Genomic DNA, 14,069 nt, shown 5'->3' with positions numbered 1-14,069 from the left:
TGCGCCGCGAAACAGGTCGCCGGAGCAAGCGGGACCTTGCCGTTGATTCCCCCGTGCACACCCCCTGCCCCGCCTGGGGTGAACAACCCAGAAGGGGGTGCGGCGGCACGTGACGGGTGGGGCATGCTGCGGGGGCATTTAACCTAGCTGGGGGAAAAGACGCAGGGCGGGGACGTGGCTTGCGGTTGCCGTGGCGCTAAGGGGCTGGAACCGCGTTGCGCCCGGAATCCGGCTGAGAAATTGCATATTCAACTTCAGTATTTTCTTGAACCTACAGGAGGAATCGCAGATGAAAAAGATGTGTCTGGTGCTGGCGGCGCTGCTTCTTGGCGCATGCGCGCATGCCCCCGCGCAGAAGGCCGGGGAGGCAGCCCCGAATAGCGAGAGGAATTTCTCGCCGGCGTACGTGAATGAGGTGATCGTGAAAGGGAAGACGACGCGGGAGGAGATCCTCGGCAGGATCGGCACACCCAACTCGATCCAGAGAAGATCGGTGGGTCTGGCCACCGGCCCGGCCCAGGTCTGGAACTACTGGACCGCGCCGCCGCTGCAAGCCGTGGCGAAGGGAGGACAGCAGCCCGTCACGACGCTGACGGTCAGCTTCGATGACAGCGGCGTGGTGCAGGAGTACGAGGCGGCGGATACCAGCGTGGTCATACAGTAGGGCGCTCCACCAACGTTGCAATGGCCCGCGCGGCGCTCCCTAAAAGGGGCGGAGCGCGGGCCTTTTTATTCTCGGGACGAGCCTCCCCGCCGGTGCGGCAGCGGGGCCGTAGGTCCTGGGGTTGTCGGAGTGGCAGCTCGAGGTGCACGACCGGGGGTAGCTGGTACCGTCGTAGCTGGCCACCACCTGGAAGTTGGTGGCGAAGTTGATCAGGTGGGAGTTCTTCTGGTCGGTGGCCCCGCCGGCGCGGCTGGTGCCGTGGGGGTCGTGGCAGATGAAACAGGGGACACCCTGCTGCACGACGTGGAGGTCGTGCAGGGGAAGTCCCGTTGCGGGGACGGAGAAGGGGGAGGTGGCGGCGAAAAGGCGCTCCTGGGCGTGGCAGCGAAAGCAGAGCGCGTAGCTCGAGTCGCTGTAGCTGCGCGGGTAGGTCTCGGTGTCGTAGCGGGCCAGCAGGAGATACGGGTAGTTGGAGCCGTGCGGCCCGTTGGGGCCGGTGCCTCCCGCCTTGACGCTCTGGTCGCTGCCGTGGCAGGCGGTGCAGTAGATGACGCTGGAGCTGGTGTAGCCGAGGTCGTTGCGCAGGCTCTGCACGGGTGAGACCTTGCCCGGCCCCTCCACCGGGTGGTAGGAGGGGTTTTCCAGGGCGAATTTCAGGCGCAGGTTGAGCGAGGGGAGCTGCCGCACGATCGGGGTGCTGGAGAAGTTCTTGTCGCCGTGGCACTTGAAGCAGACCTCGTACTCGTAGAGGGCGGTCTCCTTCACCTCCCCCCCCAGGGCGACCCCCTCACCTTGTCCAGCGCCCCGTTGACGGCCGGGGCCACCGCCCCGAGCGACTGCACCGCGTGCGGGTTGTGGCAGTCCTCGCACTCGACGTGCTTTTGCATCCCGAGGACGGATTCGGCGGTGTCGTGGACGCCGGTGGTGTCGCGCACGTCGTGCCTGGACGGCAGCGCGAGCAGGGACTGGATGTCGCGGGCGCCCCCGGAGGGTGAATGGCAGGGGAGGCAGTTCATCTCCTCGGGGTACCCCTTCATGAGCCGCTGCGGCATCTTGGCGTTGTGCGGGACGTGGCAGTTCTGGCACCCCTTGACCGCACCCAGGGGGTCGGACTTGTGCACCGACCCCTGCCACCCGGTCACGTTGTGGCAGCTCACGCAGAGCGCGGAGTTGGCGTTGCTCATGACCAGGAACTTGCCGTACGGGTCGGTGTGGGGGTTGTGGCAGGTGGTGCACTGCATGTTCTCGCCGGCGTCGAGCTTGAGTTTCCGGTCGATCTCGCTGGGAAGCCGCAACTGCTTGTTCTTGGTGACCAGGTCGGCGCCGTACTTGAAGGAGATGGGGTGGTCGTTGGTGAGGTCGGCGCCGGTTTTCCCCCCGATGTTGCTGGGGCTTTCGATCGGAATGGTGGTGAAGCCCCCCGCCATGGGGATGCTGACGTCGTTGATGAGGGCGCCCACGGCGATGGTGCCGTCGTGGCAGGAAAGGCACAGCCGCGAGGAGCCGGTCGGCTGCCCCGGCTGCGCGAAGCGCGTGGTGGAGCTGTAGGTGCTGTAGACGGTGGTGGCCATGGGGCGGCTCCAGAGCGGCGTGACGCTGCTGGCGTGGTGCGGGGTGTGACAGAAGATGCAGACCTGGGTCTCGCTCTCCGTCTTGATCGGCCCCGGGCCGCTCTTGGACAGGTTGTGCCTGGTGGTGAGGATCCCCTCCCCGGTGGCCGCGGCCGCCGGCATGGCGGAGACGGCGACGAAGGTGAGGAGGATCGCGCTGAGGGTCGTTTTATGGAAGCCCATCTTCATTCCTCTACCGGCCCTAGTCGAGCCAGATGTACCCGAATAACTGGATTCTGTTGTTGTAGGAGTCTGCGACGAATATGTTGTCGTCCTTGTCGATGGCGATGCCCGAGGGCATCCAGAACTCACCCTTGCCGTTGCCGGAGGAGCCGAAGGAGATCAGGAGCTTCCCCTCCTGGTTGAACACCTGCACCCGGTCGTACTGCGCGTCGCAGACGTAGACGTGCCCCTCGCTGTTGACGGCGACCCCCTTGGGCTTGCCGAAGTACCCCGGCGTGTCGCCGGCCTGGCCGAACTCCCTCACCCAGGCGCCGTCCCTGGTGAAGACCTGGATGCGGGCGTTCAAGGGGTCAGTCACATAGATCCTCCCCTGCCGGTCCACGGCGAGATCGGTGGGAAGGTTGAACTCCCCGCGCCCCTTCCCCGGCCTGCCGAAGCGGAGCACCTCCTTCCCCTGCCCGTCGAAGGCGAGCACCTGCCCCGCCAGGGTGTCGGTGACGTAGATCATCTGGTTGAGCGGGTTGAACACGATCCCGGTCGGCCTTTTTAGCCCCGTGACGAACGGGATCACCCGCCGCTCGCCCAGGTTGAAGCGGTACACGGCGCCGGCGGCGGAATCGGTGACGAAAGCGGTGTTGTGCTCGTCCTCGGTGACCCCGATGGGGAGGGTGAACTCCTTCTCCCCCACGAAGTAGTAGCGCTTGAACTCCCGGTCGTAGAGGTGCACCCCTTTTTTCTGCGAATCGACCACCAGGATGCGCCGCCTGCAGTCGGCGTGGATGCCGTAGGGGCGGGCGATGGCGTTCTGGTTGTCCCCGGAGATGTCGCGCCACAGGCGCGCCCAGAAGCCGTTGCCGATCTCGAGGTTTTCCGGAGACCTGGCCGCCCCGGTCCAGACGATCCGCGCGGGATAGGGGCGCGGGGGCCAGTTGCGGGTCGCCTCCTGGTCGCGCCCCCCCAGGGTGCATCCGGCGGCGAGGAGGGAGCAAAGGGCGAGAATGCGCAACAGCGATGGGGAAAACGGTTTGCCTGGTCTCAAAACGATCTCCTGAACGAGAGGCTGATGGTTTCGCTCGACGTGTTGCCGCCGGCGGAAAAGGTCCACAACACGCTGCTGTTGAGTAAAACGAAGAGCTTGCCGAAGGACGCCTCGAGGTTCGCCCCCAGGGAGGCGGTATGAAAGGTGCTGTCCGCGCTGGCCATGTTGGCGTAGTTGGCCTTGAACTTGCCCGCTATGCGCCCGAAGTTGCGGCGGTAGGTGCTCTGCAGGGAGAGGCTGTTGGCCCAGTACTGGTCGTCCCTGCCGTTGGAGCGCTGGAGCGTGAAGCGGTCGTTGGCGTTCACGGAGACGTCGCCGCCGGCATACGGGGCGGAGGTTCCCCAGGAGCCGGTCAGGTAATACTGGTTCTGGGCGTAGTCCTTGTCGTAGCCGAGTTCGGCGGAGAGGTTGTGTGGGGTGAGGTTGGCCGTCGCGCCGAGGTCGAAATGCCGGGTACCGCTGGTGGTGAGGGAGGTTGCCTGCCCCTTGACGAGCCTCTGGTCGCTCTGGTTGGCGTTGGTGTAGACGCGGTACTTGCCGGCGAAGAGGTTGACCGCGGCGTTGGCGCCGTGGTTGGTCCCCACGGTGACGATGTTGGGATCCTGGGTATAGCGGTAGCTGATCAGGATGTCGGTGTCGACCAGGTTGTGGTCGGTGAGCTCGATCCCCTCCGGGACGATGTTGTAGAAAGAAGCGGGATAGGGTAGCCGCGACTGGGCCCCCACCACCGTGATGCTGTTCGCCTGGAAGGTGGGCTGATTCAGCCTGATGCGACCGGGGGTCACGATGGGGACGGGGTGGCGTTCCTCGGAGATGAAGATGGAGCTTACCCCGCCGGTGTGTTCGTTGCGGGTCATCGTGTAGCCATAGCCGACGGTCGTGTCGCTGGCGGCAGGGAGCCTCTTGTGGTAGCCAAGGTTCAGGCCGGCGGATATGAAGGTGTTCTGGCCGTCGTCGTACTGGTCCCTGGTCGCCGAGGCGTTGATCGCGCTCCTCAGGCTCCCCATGAGCTTGTGCGAGAGCGCGCCGGACACCCCCTGGCTCTGCGACTTCTGCTCGAAGGAGCTGCTCTTGGATGAGAAGTAGGTGAGGTCCCCCTGGAGCACCTTGCCGAACTCCCAGCCGACGCCGCTGTTCAGGGTCTGGGTGGTGATGACGCTGGTGCCGGCGTTTTGGTGGTAGCCGTAGGTGAGCGAGAAGTTGCGCGCGAGGTTTTGCGCCGAGCGCCAGGAGTTGTGGTAGCCGAAGTTGGCGGTGCCGGACGAGTTGTGGCTGGAGCTGTCGCTGCCGATGCCGCTGGAGTCGCTCTCGGAGAGGTTGATCGAAGCGGTGATCATGCCGAGGGCCCCGAGGTTGGGGCGGGTGTTGAGGTTGAAACTATGGCTCTTCTGGGTGATGTCCCGCCCCTGCCCCGAGGTGGTCTGCGACTGCTGCGCGAGGCTCAGCTCCGACGGCACGAACTGGTTCTGAATGGTGAGGATGGTCATCAGATCGTCGTGCTCGCTCTGGTAATCGGGGGAGAAGGGGAGCGAGACGGTCTCGCGGGCGGAACTCGCCGCGATGGAGACCGGATAGGGAGTCGACGGCAGGAGGTATGCGTTCAGGTTGTAGCGCAGGCGTACCTGCGACGAACGGGCGGTCCCGCCGTCGGCCTCCTCCTTCTTCTGCACCCCCTCGAGGTCGAGGAGGGCCCTCCCCTTCCACAAAAGGGGGGTCACGACGAAGTAGTCGAACTGGACACCGTAATCCTCCGTGTAGTTCTGTTCCATCACGGTGCTGTTGGCGGCCGCGGAATCCTTGGAGTGCTGCAGGGAGTAGGTCCCCCCCACGGATTGGCCGAAGTCCCTGACGCCCAAAAGGGAATAGGCCTCCCCTTCCCCCGGGCGAAAGCACAGAAGCAGACACAAGGTCCCGAAAAGACGAGGTACGATCCGGCGAATCAGCAGAGGCCTCCAGTTATTGCATTGCACGCGGTAGATGCCGCCCCCCGTCCTGGACTACTTCAGGAAATACTTGCTGGTTCCGGAATGCGGGTCATGACAGTCGATGCAGACGACCCCGCTCTTCGTGATCCTGTCGTGCATGCCGGCGGCCGCACGCCCCTCCGAGTGGCACCTGTCGCAAAGCGATGCCGGGGGCCTGGCCAGAAGCGACGGATAGCTCGCCTCGTGCGGCAGGTGGCACCCCAGGCATTCCCCCTCGGCGGCGGGGCCGTGGGCGAAGCGGTGCTTCAGGATCTTCGGGTGACACATGAAGCAAAGCTCGTTTGGCGGCTTCAAAAGCCCGCTCACCGAGGTTTTGTCCGACTGATGGCAGCCGTTGCAGCGCTTCTCGGCATAGGGGGGATGGCTGCTTCCTTCCACCTTCTGCTCGACCGCCGCGCTCTTTTGCGGCGGCTCCGCCGCCTTCTTGCGCCCCTGCTCATCCAGTTCCGCGCAGTACTGCTCCTGGGGAGGGAAACTGGGGACTTCGTCGAAGAAAGTCACCAGGAACCTGTGGGTCGCCGCCGGCTCGCACCCCGAAAGGAGCGCGAGCGCCGCCAAAAAACACAGTACCTGTCGCACCGCTCCCCCCATCGGCGCTCCTACTTAGCCGCGCGCGGCGCCGCCGGGGCCTGCTGCGGGGCACCCTGCCCGGCGGCCTTGTCCTTCCCTTCCTGGGCGGCCTTGGCCTCCTTGTCCTTCCCATCCTGGGCGGCCTTGGTCTCCTTGTCCTTGGCCTCCTGGGCGGCCTTCGCCTTCAGTATGGCCTCCTCCGCCTTGCGGATCTCATCCTGCCGCTCTTTCACGAGCCCCTCGTAGTCGACCCCTTTTTTCTTGCCGAACCCGTAGACGCTGACCTTGCTGGTCCCGAACTGGCTCACCGCGAAGAGCACCTGCTCCAGGACGAAGTCCGGGTCCGCGAACTGCTGGTAATAGGCGAGGTCATCCCTGGAGATGGCGATCCCCGAAGGGACGTTGAGGCTCCCCGCGGTTCCGGGTTCGCCGAACCCCATGAGGAGCTGGAACTGGTCGGTCAGAAGCCTCACGTCCTGGCTTGCCGCGTCAACGATGTACATGATGCCGTTGTCGTCGAAGGTGATCGCCCGCGGACGGTTGAACTCGGACAACGCGGTGCCGAGCTTTCCGAAGGCCCGCTGCGGGTGCCCGTCGCGGTCGAAGTGCAGGATACGGCCGTCCAGGTTGGTCACGTAGACGTCGCCGGTCTTGGTCACCCCGAGTCCAAGAGGAGTGAACAGTTTGCCCCTTTCCTCCCCCTCCTGCCCGAAGGTGCGCACCGGCGCCGAGGTCTTCCTGTCGTAGACGCGCACCAGGCCCTGCGCGGAATCGAGGACGTAGAGGTAGAGATCGTCGCTGGCAAGCGACACGGGCTTCATGTTCTCGTCGGCGCCTATCTTGGAGACGAAGGCGCCGTCCGGGGCGTACTTCATGACGCATTTGCGCGCGCTGTCGGCGACGAAGATGAAGCCGTCGGCATCGACCGTGATGGTGAGCGGCTTGGTGAGCTGCCCCGGCCCCTTGTTCCCGGAGAGGACCGAGGCCTTCTTCCGGGGGGGATCGAGGATGACGACCTGGGCCTGGATGGTGTCGCAGAGGTAGATCACCCCCTTGTGCACCGCTATCCCGTAAGGCTTCATGATCGGGATGGTCTTTTCCTCCTCCTTGCCGAGATCGATGAGCGAGATCGACTTCTTCCCGACCACGTCGGTGGAGTCGGAGATCTTCTGCAGGTACTGGATCCTGGGAGCGTCGGGCGGAGGGGGCCAGAACTGCTTCACGGTTTTCTCCCCGGAAGCGCAACCGGCGAGCAGGGAGAGAGCAAACGCGGCGACAGCCAATCGTGGTGCGATTTCCTTCAACATAGAGCGCTCCTTATACCGTGGCGGGAAGACCATTACCAATTGACAATTAAAATATGCGAATACATATAACAATTACGATGAAATGTGAAGCAAAAAACGGCGGGGCGCGCCGCAGCGGAGGGGCGCTCCCGGCAACTCCCCGGCCGGGCCGAAAAAAAGGGCCGCCACTGGGTGGCGGCCCCTCTCCGAAGGTCACAAGGACTTCACGGAACCTTACTTGGTCAGCGGCACGGTGCCGTTGGACTTGTCGTGGCAGGTGAGGCAGAAGGAGGAGTTCACCTGTGCGCCGTAGAGCAGGTAGCCGCGCATGTTGGTCAGCGGGGCGGTGTTGCCGACGGCCTTGCCGTTGTGGACGTCGTGGCAGGAAGCGCAGGTCACGAAGTCTTTTACTTCCGGCAGCATCGGGTCGGAGTACAGGACGCTCTGGATGCTCTTGGTGGTGGCCTGGCTGTTGTTGGAGTCCCTGAACTTGGTGCCGGTCGGCATCAGCTCGTAGTCGGTGACGTTGTCGACGGTGTTCAGGTAGTCGGTGTACTTCATCCCGATCGGGTGGTCGTTGCTAAGCCCCATCCCCTTGGCGATGCCGATGTTCTTGGAGCCCCCTTCCGGGCCGCCGAAGGCGTCGCTGGCCGCGATGTTGGCGCTGCCGGTCTGGCCGTAGTAGGAGTCGAGGGCGATGCTGCCGTCATGGCAGGTCAGGCAAAGACGGGACGGTCCGATGAGCGGATCGTACGCCTTGCCGCCGTTGAACGTCTCCGGGTTGAAGGTCTGGCTCTTGTACGGCTCGTACCCTACCGCCTTACCGAGGTCGGTGCGGCTCCAGAGGGGAGCGTACACGTAGTACTGGTTCGGTTTGGTGGAATCGGCGTTCAGATCCGGATCGACGTTGCTGTTGGTGCCGAGGTTGGTTACCGGGGTGCCGTTCCAGTTCTGGTTGTTCTCGTTGCTATGGTGCGGGGAGTGGCAGAAGGCGCAGATCCTGCCGCCCGGGTCCTTGACGCCGTAGGTGCTGCCGGCGCCGCCGAAGCCCGCGTTGCCGCTCAGGTCGTGAACGGAGCCTACAATGCCGGCGCCCCTGGAATCGGCACCCTGTGCGATAGCCGCGCCGAGCGCGAGTCCTGCGATGGCCGCGATGGCCACTACTTGCTTTTTCATGTCCTGTTCCTCCGTTTGTGATGGTAGTGAAAACTCGCTGCCCGGCTCTCTTTACTTGCAACTCCGTTTCACTCTGATTAAAGACCGGTGCCACCTCCCCCCAGAGGTGCTCCGGAATTATCAAAACGCAATCACATGAGCAACCTCTGTGCCAACGGTGGGCGGCTCGTCAAGTGATTGAAATCACAAGATCCAGCTGCGCGCCCACCCGAGCGGGGGTGGGTGTGGGGTGGGTGAGATGCCCCACATTGGGGGTTAGGGTTGGGGGGAATGCGGGCGGGGGGAGATGAGAACAAAAAAATCCCCCTGCAGCGGAAGCGACAGGGGGAGCTGAAGAGGAGGCGAACGGAGGGGTGTTACCGGGTGTCCCCTGACGCCTTGGTGTTGTCCACGGCCCGGTCGCGGTCGTAGGCATAGGGCAAATGGCAACCGGGGGCGCAACTGCCACCGGTGGAGGTGAGTTTGAGGCGGGTCTTGATCTGCCACTGTCCGAAGCGGGCACCGGAGGGGTTCATCAACTTGTCGTCGCTGGCGGCGTGTGTTTCGTGGCAGGCGAGACAGGAGCGTCCCTTGATCCTGTCGGTGACGTGGACGTAGTGCAGGTTGTGCGCCCCGTTGCGGAACCTGGTGTACACGGTGGTGTCCGGGTAGCGGAGCAGGTTCTTGTTGTGGCATCTAAGGCACAGATCGTACGCCCCTTCCCGGTAGGGTGCGTAGAAGGAGACGGGGTAGTTCCCCAAAAGCAGGCGCCGGTAGTCCGAGGCGTGGGGGTTGTGGCAGCCGTCGCACTTGCCGTCCTTGAGAGGGCCGTGCAGCACCTTCTTCCCGGAGAGCTCCCTGGCCATATCACGCAGCGGCGGATTTCCCGGGGGTTTTGCCCCATGGCACCCGAGGCAGATGGTCTTCTGGTCGCCGGCCATGAGCCCCTTGACCATGGAGTAGTGGGTCGAGTGGCAGTTGCCGCACCCCTTGGGATCGGTCATCGGCTTGTGCACCAGTTTGGCGCCGCTCATCTTCTTGCCCACATCCTTGTGGCAACGCAGACAGAGGTCCGGCATCTTCTCCTTGAGCAGCGCGGCGTTCACCGAGCTGTGCGGGTCGTGACAGGAGGTGCAGGGGGCGTTTTTGACCGGCGCATGCACGCGGACCGCCGCCTGCATCCCCTTGGCGAAGTCTTCGTGACACTTGAGACAGAGCGCCTTCAGGTCCCCCCTGATGAGCGCCTTGCCGTCCGACTCGTGCGGTTCGTGGCAGGCGCCGCAGGCCCCCTCGGCCACCGGGCCGTGCACGAAGCGGCGCGTGAAGGGGGCGGCTTCGTGGCAGCCGAAGCAGAGCGTTTTCTGGTCATCACCCACCCCGGTCAGATGCCTGCCGTTGCCGCCGTGCGGGTTATGGCAGGAGGTGCATTCCCCCTCCTTCACCGGCGGGTGCACGACCTTCTTCTTCCCTATGGCGCCGTGGCAGGTGGCGCACAGGGCGCCCCCCCTGGCGGCGAGCTCGAAGCTCTTTCCCTTTTGCAGCGGGTGCTCTTTGCTCTTTTGCCGGTGGCAGGAGAGGCAATCCTCACCGGCCGGCTGGTGCGGGTGCTTGAGCGAGGCGATCTTGACGTGGCACCCCACGCCCAGGCAGCTCTGCGCGGCAGCCGCCCGGGTGGTCGCCCCGGCCGTCGCGCTGGTGGTCGTTGCCCCGGTGTTTGCCCCGGTGTTTGCCCCGGTGTTTGCCCCGGTGTTTGCCCCGGTGTTTGCCCCGGTGTTTGCCCCGGTGTTTGCCCCGGTGTTTGCCCCGGTAGTTGCAGCGGTGGTTGCAGCGGTGGTTGCAGCGGTGGTTGCAGCGGTGGTTGCAGCGGTGGTTGCAGCGGTGGTTGCAGCGGTGGTTGCAGCGAGGGAAAAGACAAGGGCCAGCAGCAAGAGATATGGTTTCATGGCGGCATCCTTTGGGTGCGCTCCGCCAGCCTGGCGGCAGACAACATATAGAAAAATGTCTATATAAAAGTGAAGTCTAGTTAACTCAGAAGTCGCCGGAAGTCAATGTGAAAGTGCGGAAAACTCCCTGTTTATCGAAAGTTCCCGCGGATCGCCGGAAAAAGGTGCACGGCGGAAAGTGGGTCATTTGCCCCACCCGTCCATCCCCCCGGGGTGAAGCTGGGGGTTTTCCCGCAACCCGGCGCCCCCACTCCGGCTCGTCCCCGGCCAAAGCATCGCGAAAACGTGATGTTTGCATTAAGCCCGGTCTTGGCTCCGGAATTGCTATGGGTACCGGCGTCCCCCCGGGGAACACCCAGCCGGTCCAGGAACTGGAAACAAAACAGTTACCATTGCCCACAAAGGAGACCATGCAATGAAAAGAATCACCATGAGTATCGCATCGACCACCGCGGCGCTTCTCTGCCTCGCCGGCTGCGCCGGCGCCAACAAGGCCGCCGTACCCGCCCCCGCCGCGCCGGCACAGGCGGCCGAGGTGAAGGACGCGGTGCAGATAGTGAACGGGGTCGCCATAACCCGCGCCGAGGTCGAGCGCGCCACCCGCGTGCTGCTGTCCCAAAGCGGGCAGCCGCAGCAGCTCCCCCCCCAGGCCATGCAGAAGGCGACCCAGGCCGCCCTGGACCAGCTCACCACGGCAGAGCTCATCTACCAGGAGGCGTCCAAGGTCGAGATCAAGGACCTGGACCAGCAGGTGGAGAAGAAGATCGCCGAGAGCAAGGCGCTCTACCCGAACCCGGACGCCTTCGAACAGGCCTTGAAGGGTAGCGGGCTCACCGTCGCCGAGATGACCAGGAACGCGCGCAAGAGCATCGTGATCAACACCTTCATCGAACGGCGCTTCGCCACCAAGGCCGAGGTGAGCGACGCCGAGGCGGAGAAGTTCTACCAGGACAACCTGGAGAAGTATTTCACCCGCCCGGAGAGCGCGCGGGCGAGCCACATCCTCGTGAAGGTGGATGCCACGGAAAGCGCCGAGGAGAAGGCGAAGGCGAAGGAGAAGGCGGAAACGCTTCTGAAAAGGGTGAAAGGTGGCGAGGAGTTCGCCGCCGTGGCCAAGGCGGAGTCGGGGTGCCCGAGCGCGACGGTTGGAGGCGACCTGGGGACCTTCGGCCGCGGCCAGATGGTCCCCCCCTTCGAGAAGGCCGTGTTCGACCTGAAGCCGGGGGAGATCAGCCCGGTGGTGGAGAGCCAGTTCGGATTCCACATCATCAAGCTGGCCGAAAAGCATGAGGCGGGCAAGATGAGCTACGACGATGCCAAGGCGAAGATCTTCGAATACCTGAAGGCGGAAAAGGTGAGGCAGCAGGTGGGTGCGTTCGTCGAGGAGCTGAAGAGCAAGGCGAAGATCACCAGGGGGTAGCCGGCAGACAGCGTAGGGGAAAATCCCCTATCACCATACCTGTTATTCATTCGCAGCCAGCGCCGACCCGTCTCCGGCCTGGCTGCTTTTTTGCGCCCGCCGCTACGGCGCCGGCGCCTCGACGCAGAAAACCGGGAGGTACAGGGTGAAGGTGGTCCCCTTCCCCGCCTGGCTGTCGAAGGTGATCAAACCGCCGTGCCTGGTGACGATGGAGTGCACGGTGGCGAGCCCAAGGCCGGTGCCGAGTTGCGTCTTGGTTGTGAAATAGGGGGTGAAGATGCTCGGCTTGTCCTCGTCGCGGATGCCGCACCCCTCGTCCTGGAAGGAGAGCTCCACGTAGTGGCCGCATAGCGGCGCCGGCAGCCGTTCCTGCTCGCTTGAAACCTGCCTCCCCCGCACGGAGAACGTCCCCCCCCCGGGCATGGCCTGCACGGCGTTGATGCAGATGCAGTTGAATGCCTGGCGCATCTGCCTGTCGTCCACGAAGACCGGCGGCAGGTCCGGGGGAAGATCGAGAGCGACGCTGACGTTGCACCCCTTGGTGGAGAGGAGCACCGACTCCTCGACCAGCGCGGCGACCGGGACCCCCTTTCTCAGGGGCGCTCCCCCCTTGGCGAAGGAGAGCAGCTGGTTGGCGAATCCGGCGGCGCGCATGGTCGCCTTCTCCGCCTGCAGCAACAGCTCGTGGGCGCCGTGCGAACGGTCCAGGAACTTCTTGGCGAAGGAGATGTACCCCAGGACGCCGGTCAGGGCGTTGTTGAAGTTGTGGGCGATCCCTCCGGCCAGCACCCCGATCGATTCCAGTTTCTGGTTCCTGACGATCTGCTGCTGCAAGAGCTCGCGCTCGGTCATGTCGATCATGATGTCGACCACGCGGCTGCCCGAGCGCTGGTTGCTGCAGTTCAGGTGACGCGGGGAACCGTCCCGGCACAGGGCGCTCACCTCGTAGAAGGTGACCAGACCCCCCTGCTCCCATGCCGCGATGGCGGCGCGCCGTTTTTCGAGCACCCTCTCGCGGTAGGCCTGGTCCGGGCAGATCAGGGTGAAGAGCGTGTCCAGGTCGGGTGCCTGGTCCGCGCCGTAGCCGAAGGTGTCCAGCATGAAGGAGTTGAGGTACTCGATCTCCCCCTCCTCGTCGGACCAGACGATCCCCAAGGGGAGCTGCTGCACCAGGTTCTTCAGCTCCTGGCGCGCCTGGGTCCTCTGCTCGATCTCCTTCTCCAGGTCCAGGTTGACGGAAATCAGCTGCTCCTTGGAGGCGATCTCGAACTCCATCGCGGCCATCAGCTCCGCGTGCAGGCGGCGGTTCTCCTCCTCGCGCCGCCTGAGCGACTCGGCCAGGTCGTTGAGCGAGGCGGAGGCGCGCCCGGGCTCGTCGTCCGAGACGATGTCGATGCGCGAGACGTAGTCGCCGCCGTGAACCTTCTCCATCCCCCGCATCAGCGAGTTGAAGGAGGCGGTCACCCGCCTGAGGATGAGGTAGCAGGAGAGGCTCACGAAGAGCCAGCACGTCGTCGCGAGCACCACGCTCAGGGCGGCCAGGCGGCGCGCCTCCCGCCACAGGTCGGCGGTGCCGCGATAAAGCCGCACCTCCCCGACCAGGGGTCCGGCCCCGGCACGTTCCCCGGAAAGGGGCTGCTCCGGCGAAAGGGCCTGCTCCGGTGAAAGGGCCTGCTCCGGTGAAAGGGCCTGCTCCGGTGAAAGGGTCAGGGGATGACCGTGCACCTCCGCCCTCTGGCTGAGCAGCTCCCCGGAAGGGAGGGAGGAGGGAAGCCTGACCAGCACCTTGCCGCGGGCGTTGACGATCTCCACACCCCGGATCTCGGGAAGGCGCATGGTTTCGGCGGCGTAGGAATTCAGAAGCTCGTCGCTCTCGGCGTACAGGGGAAGGCGTACGGCGCCGGCCAGGGCGTGGGCCTGCAGTTGGAGCATCTGCTCGGCGTGCCTCTTGTTCTGGTTGATCTGGTGCAGCACGAATAGCGTGCCGCAGACCACGGCGATGACCGCGGAGAAGAGGGTGAAGCGCAGGAAAAGCTTGAATTGAAAGCTGGAGCGGAAGGAGCAAAAGCGCTGGGGTGACGGCAACCTGTTCATGGCTTAAGGCCTTCTGAGGGTGGGCGGGAAGCGAATCTCGGTGCTGCTGTCCCGTGAGAATAAATTGAATCTGCGAACAGGTAGAACTATAGCTGGTAGCTCCCAATTATCAACAGAATG

11 protein-coding genes are annotated in these 14,069 nt (G+C 64.4%); 2 read left to right on the top strand and 9 right to left on the bottom strand.

What is annotated here, in order from left to right:
* The first annotated feature begins 289 nt into the window (after window positions 1-289).
* Window positions 290-664: a hypothetical protein gene (locus KP001_RS21795; protein WP_217287563.1), complete on the top strand. Its 375-nt coding sequence runs from the start codon at window positions 290-292 to the stop codon at window positions 662-664.
* A gap of 39 nt (window positions 665-703) precedes the next feature.
* On the opposite strand, the gene KP001_RS21790 is transcribed toward KP001_RS21795, so the two are convergent.
* The 8 genes from KP001_RS21790 to KP001_RS21755 form a co-directional block, all read right to left on the bottom strand.
* Window positions 704-1,429, bottom strand: coding sequence for a cytochrome c3 family protein (locus tag KP001_RS21790; protein ID WP_217287562.1), 726 nt, complete (start codon window positions 1,427-1,429; stop codon window positions 704-706).
* Complete coding sequence (locus tag KP001_RS21785; RefSeq protein ID WP_217287561.1) at window positions 1,426-2,457, bottom strand: cytochrome c3 family protein; 1,032 nt, start codon at window positions 2,455-2,457, stop codon at window positions 1,426-1,428. The genes KP001_RS21790 and KP001_RS21785 overlap by 4 nt, the downstream gene beginning before the upstream one ends.
* A 19-nt stretch (window positions 2,458-2,476) precedes the next feature.
* Window positions 2,477-3,496: a 6-bladed beta-propeller gene (locus tag KP001_RS21780; protein WP_239027854.1), complete on the bottom strand. Its 1,020-nt coding sequence runs from the start codon at window positions 3,494-3,496 to the stop codon at window positions 2,477-2,479.
* Window positions 3,493-5,352, bottom strand: coding sequence for a hypothetical protein (locus KP001_RS21775; protein ID WP_217287560.1), 1,860 nt, complete (start codon window positions 5,350-5,352; stop codon window positions 3,493-3,495). Before KP001_RS21775 ends, KP001_RS21780 begins: the two co-directional genes overlap by 4 nt.
* Before the next feature lie 141 nt (window positions 5,353-5,493).
* The gene (locus tag KP001_RS21770; protein WP_217287559.1) at window positions 5,494-6,060 is read right to left on the bottom strand and encodes a cytochrome c3 family protein; all 567 of its coding nucleotides are present in this window, start codon (window positions 6,058-6,060) and stop codon (window positions 5,494-5,496) included.
* A gap of 20 nt (window positions 6,061-6,080) precedes the next feature.
* Window positions 6,081-7,358, bottom strand: a complete 1,278-nt coding sequence (locus KP001_RS21765; RefSeq protein ID WP_217287558.1) for an NHL repeat-containing protein — start codon at window positions 7,356-7,358, stop codon at window positions 6,081-6,083.
* Between the two features lie 213 nt (window positions 7,359-7,571).
* On the bottom strand, window positions 7,572-8,513 hold the full coding sequence (locus tag KP001_RS21760) for a hypothetical protein (protein WP_217287557.1): 942 nt from the start codon (window positions 8,511-8,513) through the stop codon (window positions 7,572-7,574).
* Between the two features lie 356 nt (window positions 8,514-8,869).
* Window positions 8,870-10,435 (bottom strand): cytochrome c3 family protein, encoded by a 1,566-nt coding sequence (locus KP001_RS21755; RefSeq protein ID WP_217287556.1) that lies wholly within the window; start codon window positions 10,433-10,435, stop codon window positions 8,870-8,872.
* 415 nt (window positions 10,436-10,850) lie between these two features.
* On the opposite strand from KP001_RS21755, the gene KP001_RS21750 reads away from it, so the two are divergent.
* Window positions 10,851-11,855, top strand: a complete 1,005-nt coding sequence (locus tag KP001_RS21750; protein WP_217287555.1) for a peptidylprolyl isomerase — start codon at window positions 10,851-10,853, stop codon at window positions 11,853-11,855.
* A 102-nt stretch (window positions 11,856-11,957) separates the two neighbouring features.
* Here the strand turns inward: KP001_RS21750 and KP001_RS21745 are convergent, their stop codons facing one another.
* Entirely contained in the window at window positions 11,958-13,949 is a 1,992-nt protein-coding gene (locus tag KP001_RS21745) for an ATP-binding protein (RefSeq protein ID WP_217287554.1), read from the bottom strand.
* Between the last annotated feature and the right edge of the window lie 120 nt (window positions 13,950-14,069).

The sequence above is a fragment of the Geomonas subterranea genome (assembly GCF_019063845.1).
Classification (GTDB): Bacteria; Desulfobacterota; Desulfuromonadia; order Geobacterales; family Geobacteraceae; genus Geomonas; species Geomonas subterranea.
The sequence above is the reverse complement of the archived record's forward strand: the minus strand, read 5'-3'. Positions and strand labels throughout refer to the sequence as shown.

Excerpts from the sequence above, each read along its gene's own strand:
- KP001_RS21795 (WP_217287563.1), top strand. The coding sequence starts at position 290 with ATGAAAAAGATGTGTCTGGTGCTGGCGGCGCTGCTTCTTGGCGCATGC.
- KP001_RS21785 (WP_217287561.1), bottom strand. The coding sequence starts at position 2,457 with ATGGGCTTCCATAAAACGACCCTCAGCGCGATCCTCCTCACCTTCGTC.
- KP001_RS21765 (WP_217287558.1), bottom strand. The coding sequence starts at position 7,358 with ATGTTGAAGGAAATCGCACCACGATTGGCTGTCGCCGCGTTTGCTCTC.
- KP001_RS21760 (WP_217287557.1), bottom strand. The coding sequence starts at position 8,513 with ATGAAAAAGCAAGTAGTGGCCATCGCGGCCATCGCAGGACTCGCGCTC.
- KP001_RS21755 (WP_217287556.1), bottom strand. The coding sequence starts at position 10,435 with ATGAAACCATATCTCTTGCTGCTGGCCCTTGTCTTTTCCCTCGCTGCA.
- KP001_RS21750 (WP_217287555.1), top strand. The coding sequence starts at position 10,851 with ATGAAAAGAATCACCATGAGTATCGCATCGACCACCGCGGCGCTTCTC.
- KP001_RS21745 (WP_217287554.1), bottom strand. The coding sequence starts at position 13,949 with ATGAACAGGTTGCCGTCACCCCAGCGCTTTTGCTCCTTCCGCTCCAGC.